The sequence below is a fragment of the Nostoc cycadae WK-1 genome (assembly GCF_002897135.1).
Taxonomy (GTDB): Bacteria; Cyanobacteriota; Cyanobacteriia; order Cyanobacteriales; family Nostocaceae; genus Nostoc_B.
Genome location: NZ_DF978428.1, coordinates 314317 through 334120, shown reverse-complemented (window position 1 = coordinate 334120; position 19804 = coordinate 314317). Strand labels below are relative to the sequence as shown.

Sequence of the window (19804 nt, the reverse complement as noted above, 5' to 3'; positions counted from 1 at the left end):
TTTTTCAAAAATCAAATATGATTCCTATAAAACCAAAGGTTTTAGGAGGCGAAGCAACACTTGATAACTTAATTACTGTTTGTCCAACACACAATTATTTAGTTGGAGCAAAAGATTTATCTAACTATCTTGCAGATTCTATATCTAGAAACTCTAAATTCTACAACACTTTTTTAGAAAACCTTGGAAATATTGAGAAACTTCTAGAAATAGATGCTAATTCATCTATAAAGACAACTCTTAATAAATTGCTTTTTGCAAATACAATTACGGCAATGGAAACATACCTCTCTGATGCTTTTATTAATACTGTAACCCACAATAACGATTTGATGAAAAAGTTTGTGGAGTCCACGCCATATTTCTGTGAAAAAAAATACAAGCTGTCTGATTTATTCAAGTGGCAGGAAAACCTTAAAAAAGAAGTAACTAATTATCTGCTTGAGATAATCTACCATAACGTTTTTGTGGTTAAGAATATGTACAAGTGTGTTTTAGATATCGATTTTCCAGAAGATATGGAGCTTCTACAAAAAGCTATTATGCTACGCCACGATATCGTTCATAGAAATGGAAAGACAAAAACAGGTAAGGTGATAGTTGCTAACGATGAAAATGTCAAAAGCAATCTCACACTTATTAGAGAATTCATTGATAACATAGATCAGCAACTTCAGTCAAAGTATAATAGTAAGAAAAAAAGAGAAAATCTTTGAATTTTAGTAGCAAGCAATTACGACAAGATTGTGGCGATTGATATTGAAACTGGAGATTTTGAAGTGGACGCAAGTGAAATAGCTACTGGCGATCGCCTTTAAGCTCGTCACCCAGATGCTCAAATCTCAATTGTTCGCATTGACTCTAAAGCTGGAAATTCCTAAAGAGGTGTAATTGTTGGTGCAGCAATTACTGCTTTATTCAACGACAGTTGTTTTTTGGGCGTTGCTGAATGAAGGGATGAATAGATTTATGTAGGTACAGTTTGATACTTCAAATAATGAAGTAATAATTTAACCGAGTATCTCAGCATTTCTTCTGTCTTGGAATAGCATAAAGTTTTTCGGTGAAGACGTGCCAAATAATGTCTAAGCCTGGTGTTTTCATTTTCAACTCGTGTCATATATGTTTTACTCACAATTTGGTCTCCATCTGGAATAAAGCTTGGGTAAACTTTCCAACCATCTGTCACATAAAAATAGCTTTTCCATTGTTTTGCAATTTTCCACAATGGCTCAAAAGTTTCGGCACTATGGTCTCCCAAAACCCAGGCTAAAATACCTTGAGTAAAGTGATTTACTGCTGTCCATAACCAAATTTTGTTTTGTCTTGAAAAGTTTGCTCAACGGGGGGAACCCCCGCACGCAACTTTTCGCTTTTTGAACCAACAAATGTCTCTAATTCATCAAGTTCTCCAACTTCTGGAATTACATCTTCTTTCGGTACGTCCGGAAGTTTCTCTCCCAATTGTTTGACCCAATAAATAATAGTAGTATGATGCACTCCTTTCACTCGTTCAATCCCGCGAAAACCCATACCGTTAAGGTACATTTTTAAGCATTCTTGTTTCAATTCCTCAGAATATCCTTTTGGTGGAGCGTACAAATCAATAAATTGGCGTTAGCGAAGCGGGGCGGAACGCACGTCGCATGATACGCAAATGTGATTTTGTTTACCTCTTCGCTTTCCGTTCTTACGAATTTTCGTAGATCCGCAGTATGGACATTGCACAGTAGATGCCCTCAATTCATCCCTCTATTATGCAACGCCGTTTTTTGCTATTGAATGTACGTTATTAAACTACTGCTGCGCTTGGATTTCGTCTAATAATTCTTCATCAGAGTAGTTAGAATACCATTCACCTTGTAACTTTAACCTAACTGACTGTGAGCCACTATTGGGTGTACAAACAACCCAATATGTATCAGGTTCGCCTTTAACTTGCGCTGCATCTTGATTTTCTGCGTTATCAGAAAGTCCTGAAAATACTTGCACACATTTCCAGGCGGTTCCATCAGCAGATTTAACTTCGCGTTCCATATCTGACTCTTAAAACTATATTTCTAAGGTTTTCTTTTGGGTTAAACACATTGCGATTCCCTTTTCATAATATGCAGCTTCGTTAATAAAAATAGGATAAACTGTGGATGTGCCTTGATAGGCGATCGCAGTTCCATCAAAGGTTAAAAATATTGGTTCACCAGGGTTAAGTGGTTCATAATCTCGAAACTGAAGTTGTGGGTAAATCATTCCTTGAATTTCTCCATATTCGTTTCGCGGATAATCAATCACTCCTGCATATTGATAATATGTAAGTGTACTAGTTTGCGGTTGGTCTATACCATGATTATAACTTTCGATATAGTCTAAAACTTGATAAATTAAAGCTTCAGTTTTTTGAAATAACTCAGCATTTAAAACTCCCTGTGCTACAGGACCAACTTCAATTGCAAAACCCAATTCAGATATTGAACACAAAAAGTTAGAATCTCTTGTCGGTTGAGAATAACAAATTCTCACATCAGGATTAATTGCATTTAAATGGGCAGCTAATTGTAAGATAAATGGATGTTTACTGCCCAAAATTATAGTTAACTGCATATTTGCAGTTGAACTATGCAAATCAATAATTACTTGTTGCTGATGTTTGCTTTCTTCTGCTAGTAAATAATAGATATTTTTTGCCAAGATATCTTCATAACTTGCAAGTTGGGGATTTTTGATATCTTCTGATGCAAAGCAACGATTTAAGTCTTTGTCAATATAGCGTCTAGCTGCTGCAAACGCCTTGGGATTACTCAATAAAACGCGAGTATCAAAACTAGGCCGTTGAATCAGTTTCGGAAACTGTTCAAACTTTTTACCTAGATATATTCCTGTAAATTCATTGCCATGTGTACCAGTAGCAATGACCACTGAATTGATGTTTCCCATAGTTTTATAAATTGTTGGGGTCGATGCCTTTTTGTTGTGATTTAGCTAAGAGTTCTTGAAACCTAAACTTAGAAATCCATCGGGTACGATCGCAATTGTACTAGCTGCATAATAAATCCCCATATTTATACCAAAAAAACAGTCTTCACAGCTTTGCCAAATGCTGGTTAAAATTGATAATAGTAAGCTAGGAATTAATATTTGTAATTCATTATCAACGGGGGTAACGTCAGAGTCAGGTAATTCTGCTGATGAAGGTAAACATGATGACGAATTGTAGTGAAACATAGGTGTATTTTCTACTAAAAATTCTCTGCTTAACTTGCCTGGGTTTGTCTTGGTAAACGTCTTTTTAGACTACAAAAACCAATAGCTGGGACTACTCCTAGGATAATTGCTGTAAATCCTTGTTGGCTGCCGTACAATATCGCTTCGGGAATAAAATTCTGTACAAAAGATAGTAACCAAACCAACAAACTAATCAATAAGAAAGCAACAGAAGGAACAAAACTCCACCACCAAGCTTTGATGGTATAACGCCGCACTACTAACCATTGAATCAATCCCAACCAAATACCTGAAAAAATATAAGCAATTGTTGATAAGAATCCAAAGATAATAACTAACTCAGAAGATAACGTTTCATTCAGGGAACTGGCTATGGAGGAAATATAATTAATCCAAGCTGTCGCAACACAGTCAGCAGTTAGCCAACCTATAGTAGTAGCAATCATCCAGCGCCAACCAGAGAGATAGCGTCGTATGACTAAAGCTTGGTCGCCAGCAAAAACTAAGGCAAACACAATATTACTGAGTAATCTTATCCAATAACTCCATGTTTGCAATTGTACAGACCCAGCCGCAGCTAGACTTTGCGTGAGAATTCTTTCGATCGCCAAACTAGCTACACCACCTACTACCCAACCTAAAACTGTCATACCAGTAAACAATAAAAAAAACTTGCGCCGTTGGGTGCGGGGTATGAAAAATTTTACTGATGGAGAATTGCTATTAGTAGCTGCAACATTAGAAGGATTTGGATTATTAGAATTAGGTTGCATATTAAGTTAAGTAAAGCTAAGACTTGGGCTTTTCAAGCAAGCCTTCTGAAAAAGCGTAATCCCAGAATGATAAGCTAAACAGTGACATAACAAAGTGACTTAGGATGAAGTGTTAAATGGGTGTTTCGTCAACGGCCCCTCATCTCCTGCGGGCTGCTCGTGGTGAAATAGTAGATCGTCCCCCAGTATGGATGATGCGACAAGCGGGACGATATATGAAGGCGTACCGAGACTTAAGGGAAAAGTATCCTTCATTTCGCGATCGCTCCGAAATTCCTGAAGTAGCGATTGAAGTATCCCTACAACCTTGGAGAGCCTTCCAGCCGGACGGAGTGATTTTATTTTCCGACATTGTAACTCCATTGCCTGGTTTGGGCATTGATATGGACATTGCGGAAGGTAAAGGGCCAATCATTCATTCGCCCATTCGCACTCAAGCACAAATCGATAGCCTGCATGATTTAGAACCAGAGGCGGCTCTACCGTTTATTAAACCCATCTTGCAGGCATTACGCCAAGAAGTGGGCGACAAATCAACAGTATTAGGCTTTGTCGGTGCGCCGTGGACGTTAGCTGCTTACGCAGTGGAAGGAAAAGGTTCTAAAACCTATTCCATCATCAAAAACTTGGCCTTCTCAGACCCGGCAATTTTACACCAACTGCTAACAAAATTGGCAGATGCGATCGCTGTTTACGCCCGTTACCAAATTGACTGCGGCGCACAAGTAGTGCAAATGTTCGATTCTTGGGCGGGACAATTAAGCCCTCAAGATTACGATACCTTTGCCCGTCCCTATCAGCAACGCGTATTCGAGCAAGTCAAGCAAACCCACCCCGACACACCATTAATTCTTTTAGTTAGCGGTAGTGCAGGCGTGTTGGAAAGAATGGCTCAATCTGGTGCTGATATTGTCAGCGTCGATTGGACAGTAGACATGGCGGATGCTCGCGCCAGATTAGGCAAACACGTAAAAGTGCAAGGTAATCTTGATCCTGGTGTACTCTACGGTTCCAAAGAGTTCATCCGCGATCGCATTTATGATACCGTTCGCAAAGCTGGTAACTGGGGTCATATCCTTAACCTCGGTCATGGTGTCCTACCAGATACCCCAGAAGAAAATGTTGCTTTCTTCTTTGAAACAGCCAAGCAACTTAGTACAGCAGCACTGGTGAGTTAATTAACTTTGTGTCTTTGTGGTAACAATTTTTGAACCACAAAGACATAATAATTGCATTGCTGAAATATCTATTTTTATGAAAACTTTTACAGCGATAATCGAACGTGATCCCGACACAAATCTATATGTTGGGTATGTTCCTGGTTTTCCTGGAGCGCATTCTCAAAGTGAAACATTAGATGAGTTAAACGAAAATCTGCGTGAAGTAATTGAGATGCTGCTAGAAGATGAAAATTTAGCACGCTAAACTCTAGCGCGGAACATTTCATCTTATTTTTAAATCTTAAGTTAAAAAACTTATTATGATTCAGAAAAGAATTTTAATTACAGGTGCAAGTGGCTGCATCGGTCATTACATTTCAGAAATATTAATTCAAAATACAAATCACGAGCTATTTTTACTAGTTAGAAACCCTAATAAACTACAAGTTAATACGCAATTCCGTCCTGGTGTCACAGTCTTGCAAGGCGATATGCAAGACATTAAACGTTTTGCGGATTTGTTATTAACTATTGATGTAGCAGTGTTAACAGCAACAGCCTGGGGTGGAGAAAATACTTACGATATTAATGTCAACAAAACACTAGAATTACTAAGTTTATTAAACCCAGAACGCTGCGAACAGGTAATTTATTTTTCAACTGCTAGTGTGTTAAATAACAAAAATCAACCTTTGAAAGAAGCAGGTGAGATTGGGACAGATTATATCGGTTCTAAATACCAATGCTTGCATGAAAAAGAAAAACTAGCGATCGCACCTAAAATTACCACAGTCTTTCCCACCTTAGTCTTAGGCGGTGATGCCAACAAACCTTATTCACACCTCACATCTGGCATTCACGAAGTCACAAAATATATTAATTTAATTCGCTTTTTACAAGCAGACGGCAGTTTCCACTTTATCCACGGAAAAGATATTGCGACAGTCGTACAATATTTAATTGAAAATCCACCCCAAACCAAGCAACAACGCAGGTTAGTTTTAGGTCAAGAAAGACTCACCGCCAACCAAGCAATAGAAGAAACCTGCGCTTATCTAGGCAAAAAAATCTATTTTCGTATTCCTCTATCTATATCATTAGCTAATTTGATTATTGCCGTGTTCCGTATTCAAATGGCAGCTTGGGATAGATTTTGCATGAATTATCGCCATTTCGCTTATGAAAATGCCATCAATCCTGCTAGTTTTGGCTTGCCAAATTATTGTGCAACCATGAGTGATGTGTTGAAAATTAGCGGTGTGCCGAGGAAAAAATAAATTCCTAAGTTTTGTATGTTACAAAATTTTATTAACTTACAATGTTTCAGCATATTATGTTGCAGACACCATAAATTTGGGAATTTGTTTTTGATATTATTCAGTTTTAGCATTAGCCTGCTTGCTGGATGTCAAACCATAGATGGTGGGAACAAGGCTATAGCGGAGAAGAGAGAAAGGTTGATGTTGCAGGCAGAAGAAAATTTAAAAATAATTTTACAAGAACAAGAAACTAACTTTCCTAAAGAGAAAATACTTTCTCTTATAACTAATAAAGTTGGCAAAGAACCGTCACTTACAGATTGGGTTTTTGGAGAACCCACAACTTGTTATGGCTACTATAGCGCACCAGGAGACACCAACAAGAATGTTGTTGATAGTGTTTATTACTATGCCTTTCAAGATGCCTGTAAAGGTCAGTGGGGCTTTAGACTTAATTTGTATGTTGGTGCTGTTTTCGCAGTTCCTATTCCTGGTAGTAAGCAACTAAAAACAATAAGTATTCTCTGCAAAGAAAATCAATTGGCTTATGTATCTAGAAAAGATTTGTCTCCACCACAATATAAAAATGGTTTGTTAAGTTGTCCCTCTAAAACTCATCAAGTTTACTTTCATGACTCAAGTAGTTCTACAAAATGATATGTTATGCGAGTGTTATTGCAATCTTAAACTCCTTATTTTCTCTGCGCCTCTGCGTCTCTGCGTGAGGTAAATCATCCTACACTTTCAACCCCACACCCGACCCAAATCCAACACAAAACCCAGTAACACAACTTCACCCGACAACTCAGCAGGATTCTCCAACACTTCCACCGCCGAACTTGGGCGATAAATTTCTACCCGTCGCTGCTGCGGATCGATTAACCAGCCGAGTTTCGCGCCATTATCTATATATTCCCTCATTTTCTCTTGCAACGTTTTGATAGTATCTGAACTAGAGCGTAATTCAACTACAAAATCCGGGCAAATATTAGCAAAAGTTGCTTTTTGTTCTGGAGTCAGTGCTTGCCAACGTTCTTGACTTACCCAAGAAGCATCGGGAGAACGAATCGCACTATTAGGTAAAATAAAGCCAGTTGAGGAGTCAAAGGCTTGACCCGGTTCACCCGCATTCCGCCACCATAAATACAATTCTCCCGCAATACTCCAATTACGTCTGCCAGTTTCCCAACCTGTTGGCGGATTCACTATTAACTCTCCTTGTGCAGTTCTTTCCAGTCTCAAGTCTCGGTTAGCGGCGGCTAATGCGGTAAACTGTTCCTGGGTGACATATAATGCGATCGCTTTAGGCAACTCAATCAATAGGGTTTCTGGGTTGGCAGGTATCTGTACCATCTTGACCTCGTATATTATCAGGAATCGAGAGTCATCTTATTTTTAAAGTAAAACACCAAATATTTTTAGTTAATAATTGCACAGGCAAAACCATTAACGGTAAGCTAAAGCCAATAATAGTAAAAAGTCAATAAGTAATTATTTTCGTTAGAGTGGGATAACAATTAGAGTGTGAGGATTGCTACTACATGAGAGTTTTATTAGTTTATCCAATATTTCCTAAAACCTTTTGGTCTTATGAAAAGATTCTGGATTTAGTTGATCGCAAGGTTTTACTACCACCTTTGGGTTTAGTGACTGTAGCCGCAATTCTTCCACAAGAATGGGAATTTAAGCTGGTTGATCGCAACATTCGCCCAGTAACAGAAGCAGAATGGGAATGGGCAGATATTGTTATTTTCTCAGCGATGATTGTCCAAAAGCAAGACTTACTGGAGCAAATTCAAGAAGCAAAACGCCGTGGTAAGTTAGTCGCAGTTGGTGGACCTTATCCAACTTCCACGCCTTCTGCTGTGCAGAATGTTGGTGCAGACTTCCTGATTTTGGATGAAGGCGAAATCACCTTACCAATGTTTGTGGAAGCAATTCAACGGGGAGAAAAATCTGGGACTTTCCGCACTGCTGAAAAACCTGATGTCACCAGCACACCAGTACCCCGCTTTGATTTATTAGAATTAGATGCTTATGACATGATGTCGGTGCAGTTTTCGCGTGGTTGTCCCTTCCAGTGCGAATTTTGCGACATTATTGTACTTTACGGCCGCAAACCACGCACCAAAACTCCAGCACAATTGTTAGCAGAGTTAGATTATCTCTATGAGTTGGGTTGGCGGCGGGGCGTGTTCATGGTAGATGACAACTTTATCGGTAACAAACGGAATGTGAAATTGTTGCTGAAAGAGTTAAAAGTTTGGATGGAGGAACATCAATATCCCTTTAAATTTGACACCGAAGCTTCAGTTGACTTAGCACAAGACGAAGAATTATTAGAATTGATGGTTGAGTCTGGTTTCTCGGCAGTATTTTTGGGAATTGAAACACCAGATGAAGATAGCTTGCAATTAACCAAGAAGTTTCAAAATACCCGTAACTCTTTGACAGATGCAGTACAAACCATCATCAAAGCGGGATTGCGCCCAATGGCTGGGTTTATTATCGGGTTTGATGGCGAAAAAGCTGGCGCAGGCGATCGCATCGTCCGTTTTGCTGAACAAGCAGGGATTCCCTCAACCACCTTCGCCATGTTACAAGCACTACCCAACACCGCCCTGTGGCATCGCCTGAAAAAAGAAGGCAGACTGCGGGAAAATACCGAAAGTAACATCAACCAAACTACGTTGATGAACTTCATCCCCACCCGTCCTTTAGAAGAACTTGCCAGAGAATACGTTGAGGCTTTTTGTGCTTTATACGACCCAGTACAATATTTAGATCGGACTTATCGCTGCTTTTTAATGATGGGTACACCAAAATGGAAAGCACCATTCAGAATGCCAGAGTGGGTAGTAATTAAAGCATTGTTGATTGTAATTTGGCGACAAGGAATTAAGCGGGAAACTCGCTGGAAATTCTGGCATCATTTGTTCAGTCTTCTCAAGCGCAACCCTGCTGTTGTTGACCACTACATTGCTGTTTGCGCCCATAACGAACATTTCTTAGAGTATCGCCAAATTGTTCGTGATGAAATTGAAAACCAACTAGCTGCATATTTGGCGCAAGGTGCTGAAAAACCATACATCCCAGTAGTGGCGGAAAAAACAGAGGCGATCGCGAGTTAAATTTAAGATAGGGAGTAGGGAGTGGTAAATAAAGATGAAAATGCACTCCCTAAATCCAAAATCTGAAATCTAAAATCCAAAATTGTATGTCTTCCACTGCATCTGAAAAAGTCCGTTGGACAACTGCCGACTTAGAGTTATTTCCTGACGACGGCAAGCGTTATGAGATAATTGATGGAGAGTTATTTGTGACCAGAGCGCCTCATTGGAAACATCAAAATGTTTGTGTCAAAATTGGCACGCAATTAGAAATTTGGTCAAATCAAACTGGTTTAGGACAAGTTGCTTTTGCACCAGGAATTATTTTTACTGACGATGATAATGTAATTCCTGATGTAGTTTGGGTAAGTAATGAACGGTTATCAGAAATATTAGATGAAGCGGGACATTTAACAGGTGCGCCAGAGTTAGTAATTGAAGTGCTTTCTCCTGGTGAAGTCCAGAAGAAACGAGATAAGCAGTTAAAACTAAAACTATACTCAGTTCAAGGGGTACAAGAATACTGGATTTTTGACCGCGAAAAAGAAACAGTAGAAATTTACCGTCGAGAAAATGGTGTTTTAAAATTAGCAGCGACTTTATATAAAGAAGATAATTTAACTAGCCCACTTTTGCCGGGATTTAGTTGTGCTGTTAAAGTTTGTTTTAGTTAGCGATCGCCACCTGGTAATCTTGCAGGTACAAATTCGTTAACTGGCATACTTAACAATAACCCTGTTGTCATCGCAGCTAACAAATATCCGCAGCATTAATCGCTCTGAATAACTTTTTCACAGTCAACTCACAAGCTTTTCGGTTTTTTCCTGACACTTCCACCTCAAAGGCTCAACATTCCCCCTTTGAACCTCAACATTCAAGCAAAAAGGCTGACACTTCCACCTCAAAGGCTCAACATTCCCCCTTTGAACCTCAACATTCAAGCAAAAAGGCTGAAACTTCACCCTCAAAGGCTCAACATTCACCTTCTGAACCTCACCATTCAAGCAAAAAGGCTGAAACTTCACCCTCAAAGGCTCAACATTTACCCTTTGAACCTCAATATTCAAGCAAAAAGGCTCAACATTCAGCCTCATAGCATTTCACGAAAAAAATGATACAAATTTATGGGTTTTTCATTCTTTCCCCCTGCGGTCTATTTGTATCAAACTTAAAGTGAAACGGTATCAGAACTCGGAACTTGGAGTTCAAAACCTCAAATGTCTCTTTCCGAACTCAATTGACCATACAATTTACTGGAATGATTGCACAATAGTCAAAATTAAAAATGCCAGAACCCCGGCTTTGACAAAACCGAGGTTCTGGTTGCTCAGAAATTATTGATGACTACATCAAAATTACTTGCTGCTTTCAGCTGGTGTAGCAATCATTTTGGCAGCATTTTCTTCGCTTTCGAGAATACCGAACTCAATCAACAATTCTTCCAATTCTTCCATTTCAATTGGGGTAGGAATCTTGAGATTTTCGTTGTTGATGATTTTGTTAGCCAAGATGCGGTATTCGTTACCTTGGTTGCTGTCGGGTGCGTACTCGTTAACTGTCATCCGGCGCAACTCAGCGTGTTGAACAATATTGTCACGGGGTACGTAGTGAATCATTTGGGTGTTCAAACGTTTTGCCAGAGTTTCGATCAATTCGATTTCTCTGTCAACGTTACGGCTGTTACAAATCAAACCACCCAAACGCACACCGCCTGTGTGTGCATATTTCAAAATACCACGAGCGATGTTGTTTGCAGCGTACATCGCCATCATTTCACCTGATGTTACGATGTAAATTTCTTGTGCTTTGTTTTCGCGGATAGGCATTGCGAAACCACCACACACAACGTCGCCTAATACGTCATAAGATACGAAGTCAACGTCTTGGTAAGCACCGTTTTCTTCTAAGAAGTTAATAGCGGTGATAATACCACGACCAGCGCAACCTACACCGGGTTCTGGGCCACCAGACTCTACGCACTTCACACCACGGAAGCCTGTGAGCATTACTTCTTCTAGTTCTAAGTCTTCTACTGCACCACGTTCAGCAGCCAAGTGTAATACTGTAGTTTGTGCTTTAGAGTGAAGCATCAAACGGGTGGAGTCAGCTTTAGGGTCGCAACCTACGATAAGAATGCGTTGACCCATTTCAGCCATAGCTGCCAAGGTGTTTTGAGAAGTGGTAGATTTACCAATACCGCCTTTACCGTAGAAAGCGATTTGTCTGATTTTTTTGTCAATAGCCATGGTTGGTGTTTTCCTGTGATGATTGTGATTGCAAAGTTGAAGAGTCAATAGTGGTTAAAGGTTGCATACCTGAGAATGTGTCTTTCAGGAATATTGCAAGTATTGCTAAATGCAAATTCAGATAAATCTCAAGAGATGAAATTGGTATTTGTAGCCTGGTTGCTATCGGGTGTGTGCAGAAATTCCATCTCATGAAAAGCAAAGTTGAGAAAAGCGAGACATACACATTACAGGTTGGTGTAATTCAATCCCCATCGGTTGCTCAAGCCTTAAGAGTGGTGACAGTGGCAATTGACATTTCCCCAGGTTTTAATAAACCCAACCAACCAAAATTGCACTACACTCTGAATGGCTATTACTTACAACTTTCCTGTTTTTGGATGTGCCACAACTGCTCAAAACTTTTCATCGCGATCGCCGCAAATGATATCTTGAGATATCAAGCGATGCCAGCAGCAACGTCAAGGACGAACGCAGATGCTGGTATTGCTGCAAATATTCCTGAAAAATTACTCAATCTGCTAGTAATTAATGCAGTAAAATCAATCTTTATGACAAAGATAGAGTTTATTAGGCTTGCATTATTTTCAGTAACCTTTCTGATTTCTTTTAAAGTGCCAGATGTACTAAGAGTCTTTCTTCCCAGACTCCTAGAGTAATTATTCCTGGCTGATAATACTAGCTTTTATAGCCAATTTTTACTAGTAATTATCTAAGCAAGTTATCACTGACTTCAAGATTGTATGAAGGTGAGTATCCTATTTATCTGGCTGATTTCTACCGTTAGCAAAAAGCGTCACGATATTGAAGTGGATTTACCAGAGCAAAAGGACTCTATTGAGTTTACCTCAATATTTTTCTTGAAGTCTTTTGCGTTCTTGCTTTTTTTGATTCCTATAGTCAGCTTAACACCGTTTGACTAATTTACTTATCGAAATTTGAATTATTTTTGCTTTTAGTTAATGATGCTGATTAATATTTTACTTAGACATTAGTGCTGTCACAAGATTGGTGAGATTATAAAGTTTTGCCTGACATTTTAATTTTTCCTGTTTGTTTGATTTGAACTTATCTAGTATCACTAACCATACATGAATAACAAGAACCCCAACTTATTTTAGAAGTCAGGTTTCTGAGCCTACACAAGTTATTTACATATTTTTACGAGATGAGCTTTTTACCTAATTTTAAATGTATCTTTATTTTCGTGGTCAGCATTCGCTCTACTATCCCGATATCACAACTCAATGCTGTAAAAGCTAATGAAAACAACTATGACTGGGAGCCAAACAAGTGCAGATTACTAAGCGCAATGTCGAGTTAAGAGTCGATGACAGCTTAATGCGGGTTTATGTCGCCTCTCCCAAACCAGCAGGAACTTACCCAGGCATTTTGTTTTACAGTGATATTTATCAATTAGGTAGCCCAATGATTCGCTTGGTTAACTACCTAGCAGGATTTGGCTATGTTGTCGCCGCACCCGAAATTTTCCATCGTCTTGAACCCATTGGCGCTGTCATTGAACCGGATGATTTGGGAAGAATGCGCGGTAATGATGATGCACGTCGCACAGCGATCGCAGAGTATGATGCAGATTGTCGGGCTGTAATTGATTTTCTCAAAACTGACGCTGCTGTTAATCCCGATAAAATTGGTACTCTCGGCTTTTGCATTGGCGGACATTTATCGTTTCGCGCCGCCTTTCAAAATGAAATCAAAGCTGCTGTCTGCTGCTACCCGACTGGTATTCCCAGCGGCAAACTCGGTAAAGGAATCGCCGATACTATTCATAGAGTGAGTGAAATTCCAGGCGAATTGCTGCTAATACTCGGTACTCTTGATCCTCACATTCCTGAAAGCGATCGCCATATATTAATTAAAGCAATTACAGATGCTAATATACCTCATCAAGTATTCTTATATGAAGCTGAACATACCTTCATGCGCGATGATGGTTATCGCTACGACGCTGTTGCAACTACCTCTGCTTGGACAGAAATCATCACCTTCTTAGCCAGAATATTTCCCTAGTAATAATCCAGTAGCGCACAAATGTGCGCCTTTTTAGTGAAGGGTGATTACCCTCATTGAATATCACAAAGTATATGTTATTGTTTCACCAGAAATATTAGGATGCTTTACGCTTTGCCTCCATGACTAGGAGGCATTTATTTTAGGAATTACACGGCTAAATTTATAGTATTTCTCAACTCTGTGGGGTTAAAAGAAAAAATAATTAACCGCAGATGGACGCAGATTTGTATTCTACTCCAGTGAAAAGCGCCATAAATAAATGTAGAGAAGTTTCATGTCTCTACAAAATTTTTGTTAATACTTAAGTTGGCATCAGAGATAATATTCCTACTCCCCACTCCCTATTCCCTCCCTTTTTGAGAGCAATGTAAGACAATAGTCTAAAATCTAAGTTTATATATCCAAAATCAATGGATCGACGATCATTTTTACTCAGTATAGGTGGATTAGCACTGTCCCAACTGCTAGTTGGGTGTGGTAATAACAATCAAACCAAACTCAGCATTCAGTTATTGAAAAGTTCTATTCCTAGTCAAGTAGTGGATAAATTTAGCCAAGCTTTGCAGTCAAAGGCGCAGCTAAAATTTGCCCCAGTTGACCAAATACAAAATTTATATCAGCAATTGCAGCGTTGGCAAGAACAGCCAAAAACCCCAGACAATCAGCAAGCTTGGACTCGCTGGGTTCCATTTATGAATTCGCAAACAACAACTGTAGTTGACTTGGTAAGTTTGGGAGATTATTGGCTAAAAAGCGCCATTGAACAGAAATTAATTCAACCGCTAGAAGCAGCAGAAGTCCAAAAATTACAATATTGGTCGAAGTTGGATGAAAGATGGCGACAACTAGTAACTCGCAATGACCAAGGTAACTTAGATCCTCAAGGCAACGTTTGGGCTGCGCCTTATCGCTGGGGTAGTACAGTGATTGTATACGATCGCTATAAATTCCGAGAATTAGGATGGCAACCACAAGATTGGAGTGATTTATGGCGGGATGGATTGCGATCGCAAATTTCTTTACTAGATAATCCTAGAGAAGTAATCGGGTTAGTGTTAAAGAAACTCGGCAAATCATACAATACCGAAAACCTCGACACTGTACCCAACCTCGAAAAAGAACTACAAACCTTAAACCAACAAGTAAAATTCTACAGTTCTAATACTTATTTAGAACCTTTAGTTACTGGCGACACTTGGTTAGCCGTTGGTTGGTCTAGTGATGTGTTACCACTGCTGTCACGTTATCCGCAACTAAATGTAGTTATCCCTCAGTCGGGAACAGCCATCTGGGCAGATTTATGGGTACGTCCCACAAAAGCGAGCAAAAACGACATATCATCTAAATGGATTGATTTTTGTTGGCAACCAGAAATAGCCAAGCAAATTACTGCCAAAACTAAAACCAATTCCCCCATTTTTCCAGATATTGCAGCTACAGATATTCAAGAACCAATACGTAGTTTGTTACAGACAAATCATCAAATTTTCTCTAAAAGTGAATTCCTGCTGGCCTTACCGACATCAACAGCCAAACAGTATGAATCTCTGTTTACCAAAATCAAAACCAGTTAATCAATCAAAATACTCCTACCTCTGTAACCTGTAACCTTCACTCAGAAGATTGCTGCAATCCTAATCTATTTAAAGAATTTATCTGAATGCGGCATAATGTTGGGTTTATTTGGAAATTACAAGTATAACTCCCCAAAAGTTCCTGCTGATAATTAAACACCCGCAGATTATAAACATCTTTTCTGGCAACATTACCTAAGCGATTCACAAAACTGTAGCGTTCTAAATAATCTAGGATGCTCCAAACTTGCTGATTGACAATCACATCTACTCGCCCAGGCGATGTAGCATTAGCAGGATAAGCTATCCAATTATCCAACAATTTATTTTCGGAATTAGCTTGAGCTAACCATAAACTCGGAGTTGTTAATCCTTGTGGGTTAATGGTATTGGCTGTAATTACAGTACCGTTGGGCTTGGTTAATAAGTCTAGCTCCAAAGGTGCATCAGAAGGTAGCAGCACTGAGGATTTTTCTGCCAGCGAGGGAGAAATTGGCGAAAGATAAATTGTACTCAAGCTGAGACCGAGGAGTAGTGAAAACGATTTTTGATACCTTAGCAGTTTCTGTCTAGACATAAACTAACACCGTTTAATTCATGGATTAGAGGTAGTGAAATTTACTACATATATCCCTAATTTATCTAAAATTAATGTCTGTCTTGATTTGCTAAAGTTCCGCATCAACTAAACTTTGATCGCCAAGATACGAATTCGTCGATAGTCTGCTGTCCAAGCATTATCTCGGTAAAGTATGGGCTGAAGATAATTTTCCACTATACGTATAACTTCTATTTGTTCCTCGGCAGATAATGGAGCTAAAAAAGCACTACCAAACATTTGCAGCCAATTTTTCATACCTAGTGTCCCATCGGCTAAAGGCGTGGGACGAGAGAATAAAATAGCTTGATTAACTTCAAACCCTTGTTTTTCAAGTAAGGTAGTATACTCGCTAATACTAGGAAAATACCAAGGGTTTAAGGCTTGGGGATTGGGTAGACCAATTTGTTCAAAAGCAACGTACAATGCTTGCACGATCGCCTGAACGTTGCCTTTACCACCAAACTCAGCCACAAAACGGCCTCCTGGTTTGAGTGCTTGATATATGGATGCGATCGCGGCCTCTGCTTCTTTAATCCAATGCAAGGTAGCATTAGAAAATACGGCATCAAATGATTGATCTATTTGCAAGTTGCGAGCATCAGCCACTTCAAAACGTAAATGCGAGTAATTTTGTCTCGCCTTGTCAATCATAGTGGCGGCGCTATCAATTCCCATCACCTCAGCACCAGACTCGGCAATTTTGGCTGAAAGTTGACCAGTTCCACAACCCAAATCTAAAATTAACTCTCCTGGGTTGGGGTTTAGCCATTGCAGCAAATCTTCGCCATATTGCCACACAAAAGCGTGTTTATCTTGATAAAGAAACGCATTCCAATTGTGTTTGGATAACGAAATATTATTCATAATTAGTGAAATTCCCAAGTGTTGACTGCTTATGCTTAATATTTACATAGGAATTAAGTCCTGAAAAGCGCCATATTACCGCTACGCAACAAAATACCCTACTGATGTAGGGTAGACATTAATTCAGGAAATACTAAAATTTCAGCCTTTCAACTTTTACTCAGACTGGCTACAGTACTTATTTAGATCATTCATTAAAGTATCTGATTCTTTACCAGCGCTTTTAGCAGCCGCGGTTAAGGATGTATCAATTTCGGTTCTGGCCTTTTTGATTTTTTCTCTACCAGTTGGTGAAGCTTCGGCTGTTTTAGCAGCAGACAAAGCTTTAGCCGCTTTAGCAATGGCTTGACTAAGGTTATCAAACACCTTCTGAAAACGGCTTTGATATTCTTTGAGTTTGGGGTCTGCTAATTTTAGTTCTTCTAAAGATGTATCAATGGCTTCTAAATCTTTAGATAGTTGCAAGCTAGTGATTGCCTGCTTGCCTTTATTTTGATCAATGAGTGCATTTCCTTCATTCACGACTTGAATTAGCCGCTGACACTGGGCGGTTTTATTTTCACAACCAGTAACTAATAAAGCGAGACTTAAACTAACGCTAGTAATAAAACTATATTTACACCACACGGATATTCATACCCCACCAGCAGTAAAATCCAGACAATCGTAACCAATAATTTCATAAATTGTGGAAATTATTGCGTGAATTTCCGTAAAAGTTGGTGAATGGCTAGAAAAATGTTGAAGATTAGCAATCACACGCTATGCGCTACATAGACTCAAGCTGCATACATTAAATCTGTAGCGACTGGTTAGGCTAGACAGCTAAAACCCTACACCCATACCTCAACTGCCGTTCTGTAGTAGTAAATTGTATTCTCATAATTCTCTTTAAATTAGACTTTTAGCTATTATTTGGCAGAATTTCCGATTATTTAGGTTAAAGTAGCGCCAAGATTTGAATTCAAGCCATAAAATCTTATGCGTGTTTTTGTTTGTGCTTTTTTACTGGTTATTAGTTTGTTATTCTCATTCACGCCGCTAGTCAAATCGGCAACGCCTCCTTCTGATATTGAGCAGTATCTGATCAATGCTCAATTTCAACAGGGAGAGGAAGCTTTTGTTACCAAGCTTCAGGAAAATGCTAATGATGATCAGACGCGATTTAAATTGGGAGTTGTGCAATTGATGGGTGCAACTCAAAAGTTAATGCAGTCACTTTACCGTTATGGTTTGCAGCAAAATATTCTGACTCAATTCTTCCCAATTTTACGTCTTCCTGTACCGACAAACCCGACACCGCAGCCAGTCACATATCAAGATGCACGAAAGATTCTGCAAGATTTACTCAATGATCTCACTCAAGTCAAAGATACTCTCGAACCCATCAAAGATAATCAAGTCAAGCTACCGTTGCGACTTGGTTTAACACGGCTCGATTTCAATGCTGATGGTAAGTTAGAAGAAGATGAATCTTTTTGGAAAACTTTCAGCTTATTAACAGGAATACCAGCTACAGAAAAAGCTGCCCAAAGTTTAGCGATCGCCTTTGATGCGGGTGATGTCATTTGGCTCAAGGGATATTGCAACTTACTGTCGGCGATCGCTCAGGTGGTTTTGGCTTATGACGAAAGTAAATTGTTTGATTCCACGGCTCATTTAGTTTTTGCTCAACCACAAACTGCTTATCCATTTCTGGCTAATGGTACGGGCGCATTCGGTTGGGGTAATTTTGATATTAGCGATATGATTGCGTTCATTCATCTGATCAATTTTCCTGTTGCGGAACCAGAACGTTTAACGACTGCTCTCCAAAATTTCCAAACAGTCACAGCTTTAAGTCGTCAATCTTGGGAATTGATTTTAGCGGAAACTGATAATGATCGGGAATGGCTACCCAACCCTCAACAAAAGGGCGTAATTCCTAATGCAGTAGTCACTCAACCAATGATTGATGGCTGGCTGACCTTTTTAAATGAGGCTGATACCTTACTCACAGGCAAAAAGTTAGTTCCATTTTGGCGAAAACGCGAAGTTAGAGGTATTAATTTAAACAAGGTCTTTACTCAGCCCAGTACCTTTGATTTAGTGCTGTGGGTACAGGGAACTGGTGCTGCTCCTTATCTGCAATTGGGGAGAGTCACCGATACCAATACTTGGTTGCAGTTGTTAGAAGTTTTCCGGGGACAATTCTTTGAGTTCGCCGCTTGGTTTAATTAAAAACCAGTTTCATATCTGGGGGTGCAACGTCTTGCACCCCTATTTAATGTTGTGGGAATGCGATCGCCTTCCGGTGTCAACCCCTTATACAGCAGCGGCTAAGTAGATTTGATTAAATTATTTAGCCTTATTTTGTCAAGTCTTATTGACAGTTCGTTACAAAGTTGTTATATTTGTTTACATAAGTTAACAGCTAAGGAAAAAAACTATGTACACCACAATTAATGAAGACGGCGTTCTCAATAACTACCCCACTGAACCCCAGGTTTACTGCGCTGAGTACCCAGCAATTTGGGAACAACGTCGTTATGTTTTACAAGGCGCAATTGCAGCTACGTTTGTGGCTGCTTTAGTTTTGTGTGCTTTTGCAGTTAGCTAAGATTTTCTGATTTCGGTATTTGTATCACTCATCGTCATTTGTACTTCTCCCCTTCACCTCGGTTAGTTTCGCCGGGGTTTTTTGTTGGGTAAGATTTAAATGAGAAGAATACTTATACCAATTCACTAAAAGTGTGATACAGATGATTTAGGAATAAATATGAAAGGGTGAAAATGGTTGGAGTCACCAAAGTCGAAATAAAAGAATCAGTCCAAGAATTGCATGAACTGCTCTTAAAACAGAAAACAGCATCAAGCCGTGAACGAATTCAAGCTTTGTATTTGCTGAAGATGGGGCAAGTAAGAACAGTACAGGATGTAGCTGTGGTCGTGGGCAGAGAAAGGGTGACAGTGCAGAGATGGCTA

At 39.4% G+C, this 19804-nt stretch carries 21 protein-coding genes and 3 pseudogenes; 13 read left to right on the top strand and 11 right to left on the bottom strand.

Annotation, left to right across the window (positions count from 1 at the left end):
* Positions 1–716, top strand: a 716-nt coding sequence (locus tag NCWK1_RS14075) for an HNH endonuclease signature motif containing protein (RefSeq protein WP_222838787.1), incomplete at its 5' end; no start/stop codon positions are given.
* A 251-nt stretch (positions 717–967) separates the two neighbouring features.
* Here NCWK1_RS14075 and NCWK1_RS14070 read toward each other — a convergent pair.
* The 5 genes and pseudogenes from NCWK1_RS14070 to NCWK1_RS14050 form a co-directional block, all read right to left on the bottom strand.
* Positions 968–1728: pseudogene (locus tag NCWK1_RS14070) on the bottom strand (IS1 family transposase).
* Positions 1729–1797: 69 nt separating this feature from the next.
* On the bottom strand, positions 1798–2037 hold the full coding sequence (locus tag NCWK1_RS14065) for a hypothetical protein (protein ID WP_103125132.1): 240 nt from the start codon (positions 2035–2037) through the stop codon (positions 1798–1800).
* A gap of 15 nt (positions 2038–2052) precedes the next feature.
* The gene (locus tag NCWK1_RS14060) at positions 2053–2931 is read right to left on the bottom strand and encodes an aspartoacylase (RefSeq protein WP_103125131.1); all 879 of its coding nucleotides are present in this window, start codon (positions 2929–2931) and stop codon (positions 2053–2055) included.
* 60 nt (positions 2932–2991) lie between these two features.
* A pseudogene (locus tag NCWK1_RS14055) lies at positions 2992–3219 on the bottom strand (Uma2 family endonuclease); the annotation flags it as partial.
* 29 nt (positions 3220–3248) lie between these two features.
* Positions 3249–3992, bottom strand: a complete 744-nt coding sequence (locus tag NCWK1_RS14050) for a hypothetical protein (RefSeq protein WP_096583017.1) — start codon at positions 3990–3992, stop codon at positions 3249–3251.
* Between the two features lie 116 nt (positions 3993–4108).
* Here NCWK1_RS14050 and hemE point away from each other — a divergent pair, with 116 nt between their 5' ends.
* From hemE to NCWK1_RS14030, 4 genes are all read left to right on the top strand, one after another.
* Positions 4109–5170 carry a uroporphyrinogen decarboxylase gene (hemE, locus tag NCWK1_RS14045; RefSeq protein ID WP_096583019.1) on the top strand — a complete coding sequence of 354 codons (1062 nt, stop codon included), beginning with the start codon at positions 4109–4111 and terminating at the stop codon, positions 5168–5170.
* Between the two features lie 76 nt (positions 5171–5246).
* A complete protein-coding gene (locus NCWK1_RS14040) occupies positions 5247–5417 on the top strand; it encodes a type II toxin-antitoxin system HicB family antitoxin (RefSeq protein WP_146033990.1) in 171 nt (56 codons plus the stop codon).
* A gap of 55 nt (positions 5418–5472) precedes the next feature.
* Positions 5473–6429 carry an NAD-dependent epimerase/dehydratase family protein gene (locus tag NCWK1_RS14035; protein WP_103125129.1) on the top strand — a complete coding sequence of 319 codons (957 nt, stop codon included), beginning with the start codon at positions 5473–5475 and terminating at the stop codon, positions 6427–6429.
* 183 nt (positions 6430–6612) lie between these two features.
* Positions 6613–7068 (top strand): hypothetical protein, encoded by a 456-nt coding sequence (locus tag NCWK1_RS14030; RefSeq protein ID WP_103125128.1) that lies wholly within the window; start codon positions 6613–6615, stop codon positions 7066–7068.
* An 87-nt stretch (positions 7069–7155) separates the two neighbouring features.
* Here NCWK1_RS14030 and NCWK1_RS14025 read toward each other — a convergent pair whose 3' ends face one another.
* Positions 7156–7764 carry a Uma2 family endonuclease gene (locus NCWK1_RS14025; protein ID WP_103125127.1) on the bottom strand — a complete coding sequence of 203 codons (609 nt, stop codon included), beginning with the start codon at positions 7762–7764 and terminating at the stop codon, positions 7156–7158.
* A 188-nt stretch (positions 7765–7952) separates the two neighbouring features.
* Here NCWK1_RS14025 and NCWK1_RS14020 point away from each other — a divergent pair, with 188 nt between their 5' ends.
* Positions 7953–9542, top strand: a complete 1590-nt coding sequence (locus tag NCWK1_RS14020) for a B12-binding domain-containing radical SAM protein (protein ID WP_103125126.1) — start codon at positions 7953–7955, stop codon at positions 9540–9542.
* Between the two features lie 86 nt (positions 9543–9628).
* Entirely contained in the window at positions 9629–10195 is a 567-nt protein-coding gene (locus NCWK1_RS14015) for a Uma2 family endonuclease (protein ID WP_096583033.1), read from the top strand.
* Between the two features lie 681 nt (positions 10196–10876).
* Here the strand turns inward: NCWK1_RS14015 and nifH are convergent.
* Positions 10877–11767: a nitrogenase iron protein gene (nifH, locus tag NCWK1_RS14005; protein ID WP_096583037.1), complete on the bottom strand. Its 891-nt coding sequence runs from the start codon at positions 11765–11767 to the stop codon at positions 10877–10879.
* A gap of 191 nt (positions 11768–11958) precedes the next feature.
* Here nifH and NCWK1_RS14000 point away from each other — a divergent pair, with 191 nt between their 5' ends.
* The 3 genes from NCWK1_RS14000 (at position 11959) to NCWK1_RS13990 (ending at position 15375) form a co-directional block, all read left to right on the top strand.
* The gene (locus NCWK1_RS14000; RefSeq protein ID WP_096583039.1) at positions 11959–12426 is read left to right on the top strand and encodes a hypothetical protein; all 468 of its coding nucleotides are present in this window, start codon (positions 11959–11961) and stop codon (positions 12424–12426) included.
* 634 nt (positions 12427–13060) lie between these two features.
* Positions 13061–13798, top strand: a complete 738-nt coding sequence (locus NCWK1_RS13995; RefSeq protein WP_103125124.1) for a dienelactone hydrolase family protein — start codon at positions 13061–13063, stop codon at positions 13796–13798.
* A gap of 413 nt (positions 13799–14211) precedes the next feature.
* Positions 14212–15375: an extracellular solute-binding protein gene (locus tag NCWK1_RS13990; protein ID WP_103125123.1), complete on the top strand. Its 1164-nt coding sequence runs from the start codon at positions 14212–14214 to the stop codon at positions 15373–15375.
* Positions 15376–15412: 37 nt separating this feature from the next.
* On the opposite strand, the gene NCWK1_RS13985 is transcribed toward NCWK1_RS13990, so the two are convergent.
* From NCWK1_RS13985 to NCWK1_RS30410, 4 genes are all read right to left on the bottom strand, one after another.
* The gene (locus NCWK1_RS13985) at positions 15413–15952 is read right to left on the bottom strand and encodes a hypothetical protein (RefSeq protein ID WP_103125122.1); all 540 of its coding nucleotides are present in this window, start codon (positions 15950–15952) and stop codon (positions 15413–15415) included.
* A 108-nt stretch (positions 15953–16060) separates the two neighbouring features.
* Positions 16061–16840: a class I SAM-dependent methyltransferase gene (locus NCWK1_RS13980; protein ID WP_103125121.1), complete on the bottom strand. Its 780-nt coding sequence runs from the start codon at positions 16838–16840 to the stop codon at positions 16061–16063.
* Positions 16841–16996: 156 nt separating this feature from the next.
* The gene (locus NCWK1_RS13975) at positions 16997–17473 is read right to left on the bottom strand and encodes a hypothetical protein (RefSeq protein WP_187308148.1); all 477 of its coding nucleotides are present in this window, start codon (positions 17471–17473) and stop codon (positions 16997–16999) included.
* A complete protein-coding gene (locus NCWK1_RS30410; protein ID WP_281259124.1) occupies positions 17474–17599 on the bottom strand; it encodes a hypothetical protein in 126 nt (41 codons plus the stop codon).
* 222 nt (positions 17600–17821) lie between these two features.
* On the opposite strand from NCWK1_RS30410, the gene NCWK1_RS13970 reads away from it, so the two are divergent.
* The 3 genes and pseudogenes from NCWK1_RS13970 to NCWK1_RS13960 all read left to right on the top strand — a co-directional run.
* Entirely contained in the window at positions 17822–19060 is a 1239-nt protein-coding gene (locus NCWK1_RS13970) for a hypothetical protein (RefSeq protein WP_096583051.1), read from the top strand.
* Positions 19061–19268: 208 nt separating this feature from the next.
* Positions 19269–19439: a photosystem II assembly protein Psb34 gene (psb34, locus tag NCWK1_RS13965; protein WP_103125120.1), complete on the top strand. Its 171-nt coding sequence runs from the start codon at positions 19269–19271 to the stop codon at positions 19437–19439.
* Positions 19440–19612: 173 nt separating this feature from the next.
* Positions 19613–19804: pseudogene (locus NCWK1_RS13960) on the top strand (IS630 family transposase); the annotation flags it as partial.